The sequence below is a fragment of the Micromonospora sp. NPDC005205 genome (genome assembly GCF_040608275.1).
Classification (GTDB): domain Bacteria; phylum Actinomycetota; class Actinomycetes; order Mycobacteriales; family Micromonosporaceae; genus Micromonospora.
The window spans coordinates 1-17,210 of the sequence record NZ_JBEXHV010000032.1; the positions used below are offsets into that span (position 1 = coordinate 1).

At 67.0% G+C, this 17,210-nt stretch carries 12 protein-coding genes, 2 tRNA genes and 1 pseudogene; 2 read left to right on the forward strand and 13 right to left on the reverse strand.

Annotation, left to right across the window (positions count from 1 at the left end):
- Positions 1–654: 654 nt before the first annotated feature.
- Positions 655–879, forward strand: a complete 225-nt coding sequence (locus ABZU43_RS32080) for a hypothetical protein (protein WP_355010144.1) — start codon at positions 655–657, stop codon at positions 877–879.
- 6 nt (positions 880–885) lie between these two features.
- On the opposite strand, the pseudogene ABZU43_RS32085 reads toward ABZU43_RS32080, so the two are convergent.
- The 6 genes and pseudogenes from ABZU43_RS32085 to ABZU43_RS32110 all read right to left on the reverse strand — a co-directional run.
- A pseudogene (locus ABZU43_RS32085) lies at positions 886–1,680 on the reverse strand (carbon-nitrogen hydrolase family protein); the annotation flags it as partial.
- A gap of 143 nt (positions 1,681–1,823) precedes the next feature.
- Positions 1,824–3,119 carry an ATP-dependent Clp protease ATP-binding subunit ClpX gene (clpX, locus tag ABZU43_RS32090; protein WP_355010117.1) on the reverse strand — a complete coding sequence of 432 codons (1,296 nt, stop codon included), beginning with the start codon at positions 3,117–3,119 and terminating at the stop codon, positions 1,824–1,826.
- 210 nt (positions 3,120–3,329) lie between these two features.
- Positions 3,330–3,992, reverse strand: coding sequence for an ATP-dependent Clp protease proteolytic subunit (locus tag ABZU43_RS32095; protein ID WP_030333536.1), 663 nt, complete (start codon positions 3,990–3,992; stop codon positions 3,330–3,332).
- Between the two features lie 10 nt (positions 3,993–4,002).
- Positions 4,003–4,644, reverse strand: a complete 642-nt coding sequence (locus ABZU43_RS32100; protein ID WP_007464111.1) for an ATP-dependent Clp protease proteolytic subunit — start codon at positions 4,642–4,644, stop codon at positions 4,003–4,005.
- Positions 4,645–4,893: 249 nt separating this feature from the next.
- Positions 4,894–6,240, reverse strand: coding sequence for a trigger factor (gene tig, locus ABZU43_RS32105; protein ID WP_355010118.1), 1,347 nt, complete (start codon positions 6,238–6,240; stop codon positions 4,894–4,896).
- 138 nt (positions 6,241–6,378) lie between these two features.
- Positions 6,379–6,452 (reverse strand) — tRNA-Pro (locus ABZU43_RS32110).
- A 349-nt stretch (positions 6,453–6,801) separates the two neighbouring features.
- Between ABZU43_RS32110 and ABZU43_RS32115 the strand changes: the two genes are divergently transcribed.
- Positions 6,802–6,875, forward strand: a tRNA-Gly gene (locus ABZU43_RS32115).
- A 119-nt stretch (positions 6,876–6,994) separates the two neighbouring features.
- Here the strand turns inward: ABZU43_RS32115 and ABZU43_RS32120 are convergent.
- The 7 genes from ABZU43_RS32120 to ABZU43_RS32150 form a co-directional block, all read right to left on the reverse strand.
- The gene (locus tag ABZU43_RS32120; protein WP_355010119.1) at positions 6,995–7,366 is read right to left on the reverse strand and encodes a hypothetical protein; all 372 of its coding nucleotides are present in this window, start codon (positions 7,364–7,366) and stop codon (positions 6,995–6,997) included.
- Positions 7,367–7,541: 175 nt separating this feature from the next.
- Positions 7,542–8,372, reverse strand: coding sequence for a hypothetical protein (locus ABZU43_RS32125; protein WP_355010120.1), 831 nt, complete (start codon positions 8,370–8,372; stop codon positions 7,542–7,544).
- The gene (locus ABZU43_RS32130) at positions 8,369–8,878 is read right to left on the reverse strand and encodes a SigE family RNA polymerase sigma factor (RefSeq protein ID WP_355010121.1); all 510 of its coding nucleotides are present in this window, start codon (positions 8,876–8,878) and stop codon (positions 8,369–8,371) included. Before ABZU43_RS32130 ends, ABZU43_RS32125 begins: the two co-directional genes overlap by 4 nt.
- Before the next feature lie 143 nt (positions 8,879–9,021).
- On the reverse strand, positions 9,022–9,462 hold the full coding sequence (locus ABZU43_RS32135; RefSeq protein ID WP_355010122.1) for a hypothetical protein: 441 nt from the start codon (positions 9,460–9,462) through the stop codon (positions 9,022–9,024).
- 59 nt (positions 9,463–9,521) lie between these two features.
- Entirely contained in the window at positions 9,522–10,148 is a 627-nt protein-coding gene (locus ABZU43_RS32140; RefSeq protein ID WP_355010123.1) for a DUF4304 domain-containing protein, read from the reverse strand.
- A gap of 183 nt (positions 10,149–10,331) precedes the next feature.
- Entirely contained in the window at positions 10,332–11,102 is a 771-nt protein-coding gene (locus tag ABZU43_RS32145) for a hypothetical protein (RefSeq protein ID WP_355010124.1), read from the reverse strand.
- On the reverse strand, positions 11,042–17,041 hold the full coding sequence (locus ABZU43_RS32150) for an RHS repeat-associated core domain-containing protein (RefSeq protein WP_355010125.1): 6,000 nt from the start codon (positions 17,039–17,041) through the stop codon (positions 11,042–11,044). The genes ABZU43_RS32145 and ABZU43_RS32150 overlap by 61 nt, the downstream gene beginning before the upstream one ends.
- Positions 17,042–17,210 lie beyond the last annotated feature (169 nt).

Genomic DNA, 17,210 nt, shown 5'->3' on the forward strand with positions numbered 1-17,210 from the left:
AGTCCGGGGTATAAATCATAATTGGCACTGGCTTTACAAGCACCCTGTTGAGTTCTCAAAGAACAACCACACACCGATCAAAGCACCACACTCAGTGGCACCCATCACGGGGCTTTTCCACACCCCGCGCCCCGCGCTTTCAGCGCCAGGCACTTTTACTACGTTACCCGCTCGTTTCCGCCCTGTCAAACCGATATTTCGCGGTTCGTCATGCTTCATCCGGTGATGCGGATAGTCTTGCTTGCTCGAGTCCACGATGACGCACGTCGTTGCCAACGTTCGTTTCTGTCGTGGGAAGCCGCAGACCGGCCGATCGCCGCTTCGCGGCTCTCCGCCCGGCTCCTGCCGGCTTCGAAACTCTACCCGGTCGGCTTCGCGTTCGCAACCCCGTTTCCGGAGTGTTCCGCACCGCCCGATCCTCAGTCCCGCTCGGCGTTCCCGCCACGAGCCTGGCGCCCGTTCTCGGCCGGTTTGTCCGGCCTCCCCCGTGCAGAGAGAAAGTTACGCGGACGGCCCGGAGAAGGCAAATCAGGGTTCATCACTGGTTCGGACGAAGAGCGCCCGCCGGTTCCCGGCGCCGCCGAACTGCCAGCAACCTCGACTCCCCGAGACAGCCGAGGACGCGGGCCACCTCGACGTGCCAGAGTGTCAATCATGGATGAGTCCGGGCACGGCACCAGGGTGTTCGCCGAGCAGGCGCTGCTCGGCCTCATCGGGCCGTTCTGGCAGGTGGTGATCGGCGCGGTCGTGCTGGTCGTGCTTGTGCTCTCGGTGGGACGGCTGGCCCGACGTGGCAGGTCCCGGATGACCACGGCGCTGCTGGTCACCGCCGCCGTCATCGCCGGGTTCGCGGTGATCGGCGTCCTGCTGGAGGGTTGAGGTTCCGAGCCGGCGGTTGGCCAGGCTGGGCAGCTCGGCGCGGATCGTGTCGAGCCGCTCCAGGTCCAGGTCGACGACGGAGACCCCCGGGCCGTCCGGCACCTGGCCGATGACCGTCCCCCACGGGTCGACCACCATGCTGCGCCCGAAGCAGGTGCGACCTGGCTCGTGGTCGCCGGTCTGACCGGCCGCCGCCACGAAACACTGGTTCTCGATCGCCCTGGCCCGCAGCAGGACCTCCCAATGGTCCCGGCCGGTGTGCATCATGAACGCTGCCGGAACCACGAGCAGCTGCGCGCCGCCATCGGACGCGAGCAGCCGGTAGAGCTCCGGGAAGCGCAGGTCGTAGCAGATCGACAGGCCGACCCGTAGCCCCTCGACGTCGACCACCACGGGTTGGGCCCCGGGCGCGACACTCGTCGACTCCCGATAGGAGACCCGACCGGGGATCTCCACGTCGTACAGGTGGATCTTGCGATAGCTCGCGGCCAGACTGCCGGAACGGTCGAAGACCAGCGAGGTGTTCCACGTGTGGTCCGGGTCCGGACCCGCCTCATGGAACGAACCGGCCACCACCCAGATCCCGAGCCGCCTGGCCACCCCGGCGAAGAAGCTGCCGACCTCCCCGTCGACCGGCTCCGGTTCGGGCAGCCCACCGGCAGGACCCAGGTAGTCGACGTACTCCGGAAGGACGGCAAGATCCGCGCCGCCGGCGGCGGCGCGCTCCAGCAGGGCCTCAGCGGCCGCCAGATTCGCCTTACGGTCGTCCCGGGCGTTCAGCTGGCAGACGGCGACACGCATGAGCCCAGGGTACGGCTGGAGACCCGTTCACGGACAGCGCGACGGCCTGACCGACTCGGGCGGGCGGTCGTCACTGGCGAACGGCGCCGAACACGATCACGCCGGCCGCTCAGGATCGAACGGCCGGCGGGACGCGGAAAGGATCAGGCGGACTTGTCTTCGCGGTCGCGCCGAGCCCGGCGCCCGGTGAACTCACGCGGCACGATGGTCGGGTTGACGTTCTCCAGGACAACCTCGCGGGTGATCAGCACGCGGGCGGCGTCGGGGTTGCTCGGCACCTCGTACATCGCGGAGAGCAGAACCTCCTCGATGATGGCCCGTAGACCACGTGCACCGGTGCCCCGGAGCATCGCCTGATCGGCGATGGCTTCCAGCGCCGGCTCGTCGAACTCGAGCTCGACACCGTCCAGCTCGAACAGACGCTGGTATTGCCGGACCAGGGCGTTGCGCGGCTCGGTGAGGATCCGAACGAGGGCGCTGCGGTCCAGGCTGCGAACGTTGGTGATGACCGGTAGCCGGCCGACGAACTCGGGGATCAACCCGAACTTGAGCATGTCTTCCGGCATGACCTGGCTGAAGATGTCGTCCGTCGACCGCTCGGAGACCGACCGGAGCCGGGCGCCGAAACCGGTGCCGCCCTGCCCGGTGCGGGACTCGATGATCTGGTCGAGGCCGGCGAACGCCCCACCACAGATGAACAGCACGTTCGTGGTGTCGATTTGGATGAACTCCTGGTGTGGGTGCTTACGGCCACCCTGCGGCGGCACGTTGGCCACCGTGCCCTCGAGCATCTTGAGCAGCGCCTGCTGCACGCCCTCACCGGAGACGTCCCGGGTGATCGACGGATTCTCCGACTTGCGGGCGATCTTGTCGACCTCGTCGATGTAGATGATGCCGGTCTCGGCGCGCTTGATGTCGTAGTCGGCGGCCTGGATCAGCTTGAGGAGGATGTTCTCCACGTCCTCGCCCACGTAGCCCGCCTCGGTCAGCGCGGTGGCGTCGGCGATGGCGAACGGGACGTTCAACATCCGGGCGAGGGTCTGCGCCAGGTGGGTCTTGCCGCACCCCGTCGGGCCGAGCAGCAGGATGTTGGACTTGGCCAGCTCGACGGCGTCACTGCCGGAGCCCGGCGCGCCAGCCGCCTCGGCCTGGATCCGCTTGTAGTGGTTGTAGACCGCTACGGCGAGCGCCTTCTTGGCCTGATCCTGACCCACGACGTAGGTGTCGAGGAACTGGCAGATCTCCATCGGCTTGGGAAGCTCTTCCCACTTCACCTCGCCGGACTCGGCCAGCTCCTCTTCGATGATCTCGTTGCAGAGATCGATGCACTCGTCGCAGATGTAGACCCCTGGGCCCGCGATGAGCTTCTTGACCTGCTTCTGCGACTTGCCGCAGAAGGAGCATTTCAGTAGGTCGCCGCCGTCACCGATCCGTGCCACCTACGTTCTCCCTGCACTCATCGGCCGGAGACCCGGCCCTGACCTGCGGACGTTGCACGCCGCCCGGTTTGGTTCGCGCCGCCAGCCCAGCCGGCGAAGCGGTACGGACCCGACGTTACCCGCTGGCGGGGCATTCTCCGACCCCCAAAACGGGTGTGTCAGAGGTCGGCCGGGAACGAAAGCCCCGGCCAACCTCTGACCCGGTACGGCTCAGCGGGCGGCGTTGGCCGCCAGCAAACCCTTCTTGCGGCTGGTCAGGATCGTGTCGACCAGCCCGTACTCCTTGGACTCCTCGGCCGTCATGATCTTGTCACGGTCGATGTCCTTGCGAACCTGCTCGATCGGGCGGTTGCAGTGGCGGGACAGCATGTCCTCCAGCTGCGTACGCATCCGCAGGATCTCCCGGGCCTGGATCTCGATGTCCGAGCCCTGCCCGTAGCCGCCCTCGGTGGCCGGCTGGTGGATGATGATCCGCGAATTCGGCAGGGCCATCCGCTTACCCGGAGTGCCCGCCGAGAGCAGCACCGCCGCCGCGCTCGCCGCCTGCCCGAGGCAGACCGTCGAGATGTCCGGACGGACGTACTGCATGGTGTCGTAGATCGCCGTCATGGCGGTGAACGAACCACCCGGCGAGTTGATGTACATGATGATGTCGCGGTCCGGGTCGGTGCCCTCGAGCGTCAGCAGCTGGGCCATCACGTCGTTGGCCGACGCGTCGTCCACCTGGACGCCGAGGAAGATGATCCGGTCCTCGAAGAGCTTGTTGTACGGGTTCGACTCCTTGACCCCGTACGACGTGCGCTCGACGAACGACGGCAGCACGTAGCGGTTGTGCACGGCCGCGAACTGGGGCGGCAGGCTCAGATCGGTCATCGTCAGCTCCTCAGCTCAGGGTCCCGGCGCCATCCGGAACCTGTGCGGCCCCGATGATCACCTTGTCGATGAAGCCGTAGTCCATGGCCTCCTGGGCGGTGAACCAACGGTCCCGGTCCGAGTCGGCCTCGATCTGCGACTGGCTCTGGCCGGTGTGGTGCGCGACCCGCTCCTGGAACATCCGCTTCGTGTAGAGCATCTGCTCCGCCTGGATGGCGATGTCGGACGCCGTGCCGCCCAGACCACCGGACGGCTGGTGCATCATGATCCGTGCGTGGGGCAGGGCGTACCGCTTGCCCTTGGTGCCCGCGCAGAGCAGCAGCTGACCCATCGAGGCAGCCATGCCCATCGCCACGGTCGACACGTCGTTGTCGATGAACTGCATGGTGTCGTAGATCGCCATGCCGGAGTAGACCGAGCCACCCGGCGAGTTGATCCACAGGTTGATGTCGCGGTCCGGGTCCTCCGCGGCGAGCAGCAGCAGCTGCGCGCAGATGCGGTTGGCGACCTGGTCGGTCACCTCACTGCCCAGGAAGATGATGCGTTCCTTGAGCAACCGGTTGTAGACCGAGTCGTCGAGGTTGCCAATGGAGTCGCCACCGCGCGCGTCAATCGCCCGGAGCGACTTCTTGGGGATGTGCATGTCGGTCATGGCAGCCCTTCGCTCTCCGTACCGTCTTTCCCGACACTAACCGCTGTGCGGGGCGGCAGAGTCCCGGTCGGGGCAGTGTTCGCTCTCAGCGCAGCTGTGTCGGGCGTACCCGCGGCGCGGGCTTCCGGGCGTACCCGGCAGTGCCTTGCATGCCCGGGCGGACCCGGCAGTGCCTGCTGCCCGGGCGGACCCGGGAGGGAAACGGCCGCCGTCCGCCGCTGAGCGGTGGACGGCGGCCGCACCCGACGATCAGTGGTCGTGGTTGTGCTCCGCCTCGTTGGCGGCGCGCAGCGCGTCGAGGGTGATCCCGTTGCCGGCCGAGTCCTTGATCGTGATCTTCTCCATGACGGCCGCGAGCGCCTTGCCCCGCCGCACGTCGCCGAAGACCGCGGCGGCCGCGCCGGAGCGCACCAGCTGGTCGTAGTACTGCTGCGGGGCCATCCCGGCGCGCTGCGCCCGGTGCACGATCTCGTGCCCGAACTCGTCGTCGGAGACCTGCACGTCCTCGGCGTCGGCCAGCGTGTCCAGCAGGAGCTGGACCTTGACGCCCTCGGTCGCCGCCTCGGTCAGCTCGGCGTCGATCTGCTCCTCGGTCTTGTCCTCGGCCGCGAGGTACTCCTCCATCGAGGCGCCGATCCGCTCGAGCTGGTCGACCATCGCCTGCTTGCGGCTGTCGACCTCCTCGCGGACGACACCCTCCGGGGCCGGGATGTCGGCGGCCTCGACGAGCTGGGCCAGGGCCTTGTCCCGAGCGGCGTAGATCTGCTCGACCTGCTTGCCCTGGGTGACCCGGTTGCGCAGGTCGCCGCGCAGCTCCTCGATCGTGTCGAACTCGCTCGCCATCTGGGCGAACTCGTCGTTCAGCTCCGGCAGCTCCTTCTCCTTGACCGTGCGCACGGTCACCGCCACGTCGGCGTCGCGACCGGCGAAGTCGCCGCCGACCAGCTGGGTGGTGAAGGTGGTGTCGTCACCGGCGGCGAGGCCGACCACGGCCTCGTCCAGGCCCGGCAGGAGCTGCTTGCTGCCCACCTCGTGGGAGATGTTGCTCGCCTGGCCGCCCGGCACGTCCTCGCCGTCGACGGTGGCGTTCAGGTCGATCTGGACGTAGTCGCCCTCGGCGGCGGCCCGCTCGACGGTCTTGAGGGTCGCGAAACGCTCGCGCAGGTTCTTCACCTGCTCGTCGATCTCGCTCTCGTCGATCTGCAGCTCGTCGACGGTCACCTCGATGGTGCTCGCGTCCGGGATGGTGATCTCCGGGCGGACGTCGACCTCGGCCGTGAAGTTGAGCGAGTCACCGTCGTTGAACTCGGTGATCTCGACCTCCGGGCGCCCCAGCGTCTTCAGGTCGTGCTCGCGCACCGCGGCGAGGATGTTCTCCGGGATGGCCTCCTGGACCGCCTCGTTGAGGACGGTGCCCCGGCCCACCCGCTGGTCGATGACCGCGGTCGGCACCTTGCCCTTGCGGAAGCCCGGAACCTGGACCTGCGAACCGATCTCCCGGTACGCCTTCTTGAGGCTCGGCTCGAGCTCGACGAACGGCACCTCGATGGCGAGCCGCACGCGCGTCGGGCTCAGAGTCTCGACGGTGCTCTTCACAGGCGTACTCCTTGACGGATCTCAGTTGAGTCTGGGCGTGATTCAGCCCATCGAGTGTAGGCGAGCCGGCCTGACGCTCCGGCATCGCCCGGGAGCCGCACTGGGCGGCACCCGGGGCGGCCCGGCCGCGGACGACAGTCGGGGTGGCGGGATTTGAACCCACGGCCCCTCGCTCCCAAAGCGAGTGCGCTACCAAGCTGCGCCACACCCCGTGGCGACGTGCAGTCTATGCCGTCGCCACGCCTCAGTCGGTGCCGGGGCATCCCCCACCCGGACACATCACCCGAAAACTACCATTAGCCCCCACTCCCGCACCGCCAAGATCCGCACAACTTCACGGATCTGGTGGTCTCCGCGCGCGGCGAGGCCGCTACATCCCGGATGTTGCGCGGATCTTGGGTCGCGGTGCCGCCGGGTCGCGGTGCCGCCGGGTCGCGGTGCCGCCGGGTCGCGGTGCCGCCGGGTCGCGGACGACGCGACGCCGCGGGGCGGTGACGCGGTTACGCGTCGGGCAACAGCATTGGGTACGCTAGGGGCGCGTCCCGTTTCGGCGGGATGCACGCGGGCGTAGCTCAATGGTAGAGCTTCAGTCTTCCAAACTGACTACGCGAGTTCGATTCTCGTCGCCCGCTCCACACACGAAGGCCCAGGTGGACCGCACGCGGCACCTGGGCCTTTCGCTTCTCCCTCAGTCCAGCCTTCCCCACCCGCACGACCGACGCCGGTGCGGCGCCTTGCCGACCGATGGGGACTGCTAGAAAACGCGATGCAGGCTGGCGGAGCTGGTGTCAGACGGCGGGCCACTGTTGTGCTCGATGAAGTGGCGAACAAGCTCGGGTGCAAGGTCAGGCTGGCAGTAGGAGATGGTGTCGAGGCCGGCGGGACCCACGAATCGGAAGTCCACCTGATGATCTACGACCCGGACTGCGTCCTGCCACCACCTTGCCAGTGGATCGGCGAGCTCGACGAGTGACGACAGTTGCGGCCCGGTGAACCACAGGACGTTGCCCGACCGATGCACCTCGATGCCGCGGCTCTGCACCAACGGCGCCACCGCGAACAGGAGATCCGTGGGGTCGATCGTCTCCCCCTGCGAAGAGACGCTCACACCGAAACCGACACGCATGTCGCGCAGCGTAACCGTTCGCCGGGTCCACAGTACGGCCCCTGTCGGCGGTGAGCTTCGTCCTCGCGAACTGACTACGCGAGTTCGATTCTCGTCGTCCACTCCACGCACGAAGGCCCAGGTGGCCCACACGGTGGCGGCACCTGGGCCCACTCGGCGAGGCCGAGTCGCCGTGTCACTTCAGGTGGAACCGTTCGTCTGCCGCGAGGGCAGCCAACTGCGGCACGGAGAACGGCAGCTTCGTCAACCCCGGCCGGCTCTCGTCCAGCCGCGCGGCCTGCGCCACGAAGACCACCACGCCGTCCGGGTGCCGGTACGCCGACCACTGGTCGAGCCGGTCGTCGCTGCTCGGTCGGACCACGACGCCGACCCGCACGGCTCCGACGGTCTCGACCTGGCACTCGCCCTTCATGCCCCAGAACTTCTGGGCCAGGTCGCACGGCTCGGTCGGCAGCGGGTTGCCGGCAGCGTGCACCTCGACGATCACGCGCCCGGTGCCCTCACCCTGGGCCACTGCAACCGAGGACGAATAGCTCCACACGTCGACGCCGTCCACCTTGTCCTCGAACTGCGCCTGGTGGGTCCGCAGCGTCCGCTCCTCGGCGGACTGGCCCGGCGGGTCATCTGGCGTGCTGTAGCCGGAGGGTATGACCGAGACAGCCTCGGTGAGCAGGTGAACCCCCTGGTCGTACTTGGACCCGGCCCGCGCGGTCCGGTCCTCCTGCGGTTGCCCGTCCGGCCCGGTCGGCCACGGTTCCTTGGTGTCCTGAGAAGCCAGTGGCCCCTGGCCCGCCGGCTGGTAGATGTGCCCGTCCGGGGTGGCGACGGCCGCGAAGCCGGTGACGGCCAGCACGACAGCCGCCGAACCGAGGGACGCCAACAGCGCCCGTCGGCGGAAGTGCGTCCGCCGTGCCGCGCCGAGCGCGGCTGTCGTACTCAATGGTGGTGGCGGGGTTGTCTCCGCCATCTCGCTGCGCAGCCCCTCGCGCAACTCCTGCTCGTTCATCGCTCCCCCATCTCGATCCCGCTGTAGGTGGGTGCCAGGAGGCCGCGCAACGTGTCGAGCCCGCGTGCCGCCTGGCTCTTCACCGTCCCTGGAGAACACTCCAGCAACGCCGCGACGTCCTCGACCGACAGGTCCTCCCAGTACCGCAGAACCAGCACGGCCCGCTGACGCGGCGCCACCCGGGCCAGCGCCTGCAGCAGCACCAGTCGGCTCTCCGGCAAGTCGGACGGGGCCACCTGCTCGGCGTCCTCGCCACCCACCCGTTCACGCCGCCACCAGCCGCGGCGGCGCTCGTCGAGGAAGGTCCGGATCAGGATCCGGCGCACGTAGCTGTCGAGCACCTCGTGCCGGGAGATCCGGTTCCAGACGCGGTAGAGCTTGACGAATGTGGTCTGGACCAGGTCTTCGGCACGGTGCCAGTCGCCGCACAGCAGGTACGCGGTGCCGCGCATGGCACCGGACCTTGCCGTGAAGTACTCGGCGAACGCCTCGTCGCGATCGCTCATTCAGGCCTCCGATCCCCGTTTCGAGATAGTCACGCGGGGTCCGGCCCGGAGGGTTGCTCCGGAACTCGCGCAGATGTCACGGGGATCAACGCCGAACGACGTCCGGAGGCTACAAACGTGGCCATCGGCGTCGATGAGGCTGATTACGACGTTTCGGCGTAACTCCGGCTGGCACGGGTGATCGACGCCGCGACATCATCGGCCCGAGTATGCCTACCAGTCCATTTGGCAAGGTTGGACTTCTGGACCGCCCAGGCGACCACACGCTCGTTCGTCGAGGTCGTAATGGTCAGGCCCCCGTAACCCGCGTCGACGATCCTGACGTCGCGAAGCGCGATGTGCTGGGAGGCGTTGGGATTCCGCAAGATCACCTCAGTGTCCGTGAGGATCACGGCCGGACGCCAGGCGAACCTCCACCAACTCAGCAGCGCACCGACGATGGCGAGAGCGCTCGCGAGCACGGAGCCAAGAGCCAGCCACGACAACAGGCCGGCCAGAGGGACCAGAGCGAGTACGCCGAACCGACCGAGCGATGAGACCCTCCAGATCTGCGGCGCGAGTGGGTTGCCGACGTGCTGTGTCATCGTCGTGCTGTCCTTCCTGCCATGTCTCTGCCGGCCAAAGATGGCCCTGGTGCGGGACGTCACCGCGAGCCTTCGGCACTGGATCTGCTGTTCGCATAGGTCCAGATGTTCTGGATCATCGCCGACTTGTGCGTGTGGGCGGGCCGCTCGGTGAACAGCAGGTGTTCAAGCTCCGGTGACGGCCCCTGCTCCGCCAGCAACCAGGCCCGTACCCGCCAGCCGCCGGCCCCGAGGAACTCCCGGCTGTCGGCGACCGCGAGGAACGCCTCACGGTCCAGCAGCGGCAGCAACTCCGCCAGCGTCTCGTCAAGCCGCCGGCGCACCTGCGCCGACACCTCAGCGGCGGTGGCCTCGTCGGCGATCCGCCACTGGTCCCCGCCGGAGAGGGTGGTGAATCCGACGCGGTGCTTCCAGATGGCGTACAGCGGCCGAGGTTGCTCGGACGCGGGCAGGCGGTAGCGCTGCCGGGCAGCCTCCCACGCCGGCGCCAACACCAGACCCACGTTGATGTAGAAGATCTTCTCGGTCGCGGTGGAGTGGTCCGACATCTGCAGTTCGATGACGAGGGCGTCGCCCGCCGCCGAGTACCGACGGAAGACGCAGCCCATCCCCTGTTTGAAGCCGTACCCGGCCCGTTGCTCCGCCACGCCCCTGACGAAGTCATTGAACAACGTTTGCAGAGACATCGACATGGTCCTTCCAACCGGCCGGGACGGCAACGAACAGATCAGCTGCCTAGTCCTGATCGCGCTGGCGATTCATAACATCGGACCGACCTCGACGCCGCACAGGTCCGCCGCACTGCCGTCGCCCGCGCCATCCCGCCGGGGCGGTCACCGCGCCCGGCGGGATGGCCAACAGGTCGATTCTCAGGAGATGGCGGTGAGGCTCTGAGCCGCGAGCACGCTGAACTGCTTGGTCACCCGCTCAGCGGTGGCAGTGTCCAGAGCGAGCGTCCGGATCCGTGAAACGAGCGCACCCCGGGCCAACAGCAAGGTACAGATATGGGTCGGCACCGAGCGGTCCGCTCCATCGATCACCTCGCAGTACATCAGCTGCCCATCCAGACCAGGCAGGCGAGGAAGCTGCGTCTCACCGAGAACGCGATAACGATCCTCGCGATCACGGTAGGTGCCACAACCAAGCTTGCCGCGAACCTGCTCGACGGCCTGCGCACCCGACGTCACACCCCAGGCGCCGGCGAGCTGCATGACCCGCAGATCCGGCGCCTCCCACTCACGCTGCTGCCCGAAAGCAGTGCCGTAGACGCCGTTGCCTCTACGCATCCCACAGACGGACGAGAGGACGCCATCGGCATAGGGCGACTGCTGAGGCACGACCTTCAGACCATCGATGTCCGGCGTCGACCCGATCAGCACCCTGCCGACCTGGTCCGCAAGCTCAGGGTCCATGTCGAAGACCGGCTGCAACCCATCAGCGAACGGATCGATGGTGTATCCACCGGCCGGCGGCCCACTCCGGCCGGCTGCCGGCGGCGTGCCGGAGCCGCCCCCGCAGGCCGCGGTGAGGACGAGCCCCACCGCGGCCACCAGGGTGAGCAACAGCCGGCCGAACCTGGTCACCAACGCTGCCGGTACGGCTCGGTCACGACTGCGCTCCTTGGCGAACCGGCTTTCCACACTACGTCCTTCACCATCGACCCTGATGAGTTGAAGCCCTGCGCCCTGCCCAACTCGGCGAAGCGCCCGTTTTCGTTATCGGAAATATCGGTACCAAGATCATTTGCATCTTTGTTGAAGTTCCACCGGTCCTCGGCATGAATGGTGATCCGCATAGCCACTGTGTCACCGGTGACGGTCACCTCGGCACTAGCCCAGATGTCGTACGAGCCGAGCGTCTTTTGCCAGCGCTCAGTGGTCGGATTGTCCCTGATGTTGCGGCCGATACTGGTCATGTCAAAGGTAGTACTGCCGGACTTACCCATTAGGTTTTCAGCGGCGGACTGCGCAGCCAAGATCTCGTCGTTGACCTCCTGCCGAATATACGGGTCCCCGTCGTAGCCCGGAGCGAAGTCGAATACATAGGGCTCCCCGCTATTCTCCATGTATCGGTCGTACAAGTACGGCGCCTCGCCCCAACTGGCACACTGGCCCACCCCTGACTTCTGCGAGGCGATGCACGCATAGCGTCTGGCCTGCCACTTGGCCCAGCTCGCAACATCGGCGGGAGTGATGACGGCCTCCGGGTTGTACACGAATTCATCGTCCCACGGGCCGTGTCTCGTGGGGTTCCTGGGTTTGCCGATGCAGTAGCGATCGAAGCAGGACTTCGTGATCCTGGTCTTCTTTCCGCCCGGCTCGTGGACAATCTCGCCGTCCGGTGTGGGTGTTGTGTACATCGTGCAACTGTCGTTGCCGCACTGCTTCAGGCCGGTGGGATCGCTGGTGCTTACCGGGCTGTTGTTGCTGTAGTTGTAGCCGTTCATCTGCTGCGGGTCCGACAGGTCCAGCACAGGGTCGACGCTGATGAAACGACCGATCAGTGGGTCGTACTCCCGCGCCCCGAGGTGGGTGAGGCCGGTGTTGTCCTTGGTGCCACCGACGAAGCCCTTGTCGTTGGGCCAGACCGGGGTGGCACCTCGGGGCAGGCCGTATGGCGTCTCCCGGCGGATCGCCGCCTGCTGGGTGGCGGCGTTCACTGAGACTCCGGCGGTGCCATGGTGATCACCGGTCAGCCACGTCAGGCCAGCGGCCGTCCGGGAGGCGACGCTGGCTCCGTTGTGCGAGTAGAAGCGGGTGCAGGTGGTCGTCTGAGTGCTGGAGTTGTATCGGATCTCCTGCCCGGGCAGATACGCCGTCTTGCCCGCCGGGTCCCGGCGGATCAGCCGGTTGCCGTCCGCGTCGTAGATGAAACTGGTCTGCCCGGTCGAGTCGGTCGCCGTGTTTAGGTGTCCCTCGAAGTCCCAGGTCAGCGTCTGAGTGCCAGCGGAACCGCTGGGTCGGGTGAGCGTGTTGCCCGTCTCGTCGTAGGTGTAGTTGCCCACCTGACCACCGGTCGTCGAGGTAAGGCTGTGCGCCTTCGGCGAGCCGTCGGCCGGGTAGTTGTAGGTGGTCGTCGTGTCCCCGCCGGCGGCGTGGACCACCTCCGAACGCCTGTTGCCCACGCTGTCGAAAGTCCACGACCGCCAGTATGGCGCGGGACCGCCCAGCGAGGTGGCCGACCGCGCCGCAGCACAGTCACCCGACGACGGCGTCCACGCATGGGAGAGCCGGCGTAAATGGTCGTAGGTAAAGCACTGGGTGTCGTCGACCGGATCGGGTGCGACGTCCGTGACCTTGGTGACGTTGCCGGTCTGGTCGAAGCTGTATCGGACGTCAGAAAGGATGTTCGGCGCCACCGAATCGCGGTCCGTCCGGATGCCGGTCAGGCGGCCGGTCTCAAGCTCCCGCGTGAACTTCTGGAAAACCCGTCCACCGGTACCGGTGTACAGCTCCACCTGGTCGATCTCGCCGAGCGCGTTGTAATCGGTGTCGGCGACGTACGACGAGTTGACGCTCCCGTACAACGTCCGGAGGCCGCTCGGTAGCCCGAAGCTGTTGTAGTCGAACAGCAGCGTCTCCGCCGGCAGGCCCGAGTTCGTCGACGGCATGCTCTGCGACGCCACCGAGTTGTCCACGTTGTAGGTGGTGTCGAAGGTATAGGTCCCGGCCAGTCCGGTCTCCGCGCTGGGGATGACTACCGAACTGCCGGTTGGCAGGTACGTGTCCGTGTAGCCGTTGACCTTCACCTGATAAGCCGCGCTGCCGACGAAGCGGGTCGACTGGGTGAGCTGACCCTTTGCCAGGGTGTCGTAGACCCACTGGGCCCGCATGGTGCCACCGACCTGGTTCTCGTAGACCGCCCGCTTGCGGTTGAGCGAGTCGTAGAGGTAGGCCAGCTTCTTACCTCGGGCGTCGCTCAGGCTGGCGACCCGACCGCCATTGTCGTACGTGGAGACCGCCTTGCCCTTGTCGGGGTCGACGACCTCGGTCTGCCGGCCCCGTAGGTCGAAGGTGTACGTCCACTTGTTGCCGCGGGAGTCGGTGACGGCCGTCTTTTGTCCCTTGCGGTTGAAGGTGTACTTGGTGGCATCCCAGCTGCCCGCCGCGCCGGGGGTGGGGGTGGCGCCGTGGTAGTACCGCAGCTCCACGAGCTGCCCCCGTGCGTCCGCGATGCTCGAGGTGGCCGTGCCGCCGGCCGCCGGCGTGGCGTCGGTGCGGTCGCCCGCGTAGTAGGTCGAGGTGCGCCACCGCTCGGCGTTGTAGGGCTGGAAGACCTGAGCTGTCGTCCGTCCGGCACCGTCGTACACGGTCCGCGTCTGGTTCGGTACCAACGCTCGTTCGGTGGTGGTCACCAGGGTCGCACCGGCCGTCCCCACCGCGTGGTACGTCCCGAAGCTCCTGGCCTTGCGCCCCACCGTGTCGTAGAACGTCTCGGTGATCAGGCGTCCACCCGATATCGAAGGCGACTGGGTCTGTCTTTCCCGCATCATCCCGTCGTAGTGCGCGTACGAGGTGGAGTAGCCGCCCGCGGAGTTGAGCTTCGACGCGGACACGACGGTCGCCGCGTCCGTCCGGACCGTGTAGGCGAAGGTCATGTTCGCGCTCTGGGTGGCCTTGTTTCGGTTGGGAAGCCAGACCGAGGTGAGGCGGCCGAGACCGTCATATGCCAGGTCGGTGCGCTTGCCGTTGGCGTCCACCACCGCGGTTTCCGTGCCGTAGCCCGGCGAGAGGGTCGTGGTGGAGACGTGTAGCGCCGGGTTGGTGACAGTCTTGCTGGTCACCGGGCCACCGGTCGCGGGGGTATAGGCGGTCTTGGTTTCGTAGTTGTTCGCGTCCCAGACCGAGGTCACGCGGCCCTGGCTGTCGTAGGCCGACCGTGCGACGGTGGTGAACGTCGGCGCGCCGGCGTTCCACGTCGCCATCTCCTCAAGCCGCGTGGTCAAACCCCGCGTCGGCTCGGCTTTGAAGGCGTGATCGTCGTACGAGGTCCGAGTCTCGCCGATCACGTCGTCTTCGCTGAGCGAGGCGGGAGTGGCCGTGTCTGAGCACTTCACTGCGTACGTCTGCACCCGATGTACCCGGTCCATCAACCAACTGGTTGTATTCCTCGGGGTGTAGTCGGTCTTCGTGCAGCGTTCGTCACCCGCGACGCCGTCCTGGCCCAGGTCGTCCACGGCGACCGCCATGCCGAAGCTGTCGTACGTAGTAACGGTCTTGTTGACCCGCTCGGCGCGCCCAGCGTCGAGCGTGGTGTGCGTGGTGGTCGTGCCGATCCCGTTGAACCTCGAGGTGACGGTGTCGCCGTTGATCGTTCGGGTAGCGGTCGCCGCTGAGGCCCATGGGACGTTGCGCACACGGGAAACGACCGGCCCACCTGGGCCGTTGTAGACGGTGGTCTCCCGCTCGACTCCGGAGTACCAGTCCTCATCCGGTATCCCGTCGATCGTGACCGACTTGGTTCCACCCGTGGGGGTGGCCCGGTCTCCGTTCATGCCGCGGAAGTAACGGCTCTCGGTATAGGTCTGCTCACCCGGATCACCAACGGTGACGCCCACCCGGCCATACCCACGGAAGTCGGACCAGGTCTTGCGCTTCTTGTCAATCAGCCCGTCGTCGTCGTTGTAGTGCCAGGCGGCTCCGTCGAGGTAGTTGTACGAATAGACCGTACGAGGGCTGCCCTGCGGCGGCACGCCACCGGTGTTGTCGTTCTCGTAGATGGTGGTCACAACGTACTTATGGAACCAGTCGGTCACGGGGTCGCTGTAGCCCTCCGGTTCCCAGATCACCGGGTAGCACCGCCGGCCGTTGGCTTGCGGCGTCGGCATGGTTTGCCCGGCCTTACAATCCTGGGCGGAGTAGTTGACGCTGATCGTTCCCCCCGCCTCGTTACGGATCTTCGTGATCCGCATCCAGTTCATCGCAGCTGCGAAGTCCTCGGTGTCGACCCGGTTGGAAAGCTGTACCGGCGTGAACTCGATGTCCGGGACGCTGGTGCTGCCGCCGCTCAGACCGGCGTGCGAGATCTTGGATAGCCAGAGGCCCGCGCGCGTGCCATCACCGGGATCGGGGAACGTATGGGTGAGGGTCCACCGCTCGACGTCGCTGTAGGCACTACCGGTGCGGACCTGGGTGGTAACCGTGGACAGCCGCTTGGTGGTCCAGAAGGTCGGTGCGTAGTCGTCCGCGCAGGACGTCCCGGTGCATTCGGAGTCCCATGGAGTGTCCGGCCAGTGCGCCTCGTCGTGCGTGGTGCAGCTGCTCAGACAGCGGTCGGCCTCGGTGAGCTCCACGCGAAGCGGCGCCGGGGTGCTGAGCACCGAGTCGACGCCGTTCACCCGTCGAGTGCCGTAGTCGATCCGGTCCAGCCAGCCACCACGGACATAGCTAACGTCATCGTTCGTATCGAGGTTGCGAGCGTACTTGTTCGTTTCCTTGCCGTACCAGTACGACGCCGAGTTGCCGTGCAGGTCGACGACGTAGTCCAAGTTCCACCGCCACGCCTGGGTGCAGTCGGAAGCGGCGAAGGTCGTGGCATTGCACGGCTCGCCCGGCTCGTTGCCGAAAACAGGCGTCGTCCAGGTCGAATTGGTCTCGCCGTTGCCGGAGGCCCATCCGGGCAATCGGTTGAGGCCGAACCAGTACTGCGTTCCAGCCGTGGTGGTTAGCACCCAGTACTCGCCGTTGTTGTCCCCGTTGGCCGCGCCGGTTTTGCGCTCGATCCGCGAACCGTCGTCGTTACGCAGATGCCAACGATCCTCGCTGGAGTTGTAGATCAGCTCACCGGAATGCCCGGCCAGGGACATCGTGGCATTGTCCGTCTCCCAGCACATGTCGGTGGCCTTCTCGGTATTGTTGGCCGAGCCACCCATGTCGTCCGAGCAGTTTCGGTAGGTGCGCTCGATGTAGCCCCCTGGCCATCCCTCGAACCCCTCACCGATCCACGAGGGCTGGTTGTTGGAGGCGGCGTGCCGGCCGTCGACCGACTGCGATGAGTAGCTCAGTTCGACCTTCGGCTCGGGGCCGCCGGCACCCGGCGGCACTCGCATTGGGTACGACCAGGTGAAGGCCCCCGCGCTGCCGCCGGCGCTCCAGGTGGAGGAGGGCTGGAGAGACGTGGCCTTGTAGTCACCGGCTGGGCCGGAAGCCCCTGCCGCGAGCGCCAGCAAGCTCTCCGACGCGCCGACCGTGACACTGGCGGTGACTGTGCCCGATCGGAGATCGTTGCGGGATTTCAGTGAAGTAGTACCCAGGCACTGCTTCTTCTGCGGAGTGGTCAGTGCGCAGGCCGGCATGGAGACCAAGCGCAGTCGGCTGGCCCAGTCAGCACCATAGGCGGTGGCGAACGACCGGTAGTCGACTGTGACATCGGCATTCCCGCTGGCGGCGGTGCCCGCCCCGCCAACCCGAAGTAGCAGGCCCTGTACTCCCGCCCGGCTCGAAGCAGTCTGGTCGAGCACCTCGACCCGCACCCGGCCGGCGGAAGCGCCCCGCGAGGTCGCAGCCGGGCGAGCGATCCGTACCGGCAAGGTGCCGGCGCGGACTGGCCCGCCAGTCTCGGAAGCGGTGAGGTCGGCCACCGCTGTCCCGGCTGCAGGCCAGATCGGGGCCGGTTTCGCGGACGCCGCCGATGGTAGTTTCGCCGCTGGCGTCGCAGCCGGTGTGACCGCCTTCACCGGAATGGTGGGTATCGGCTTGGACGACGGTCGCTGGTAGCCAACCGGCGCCGCTTGAGCCGAAGGCCCCTGA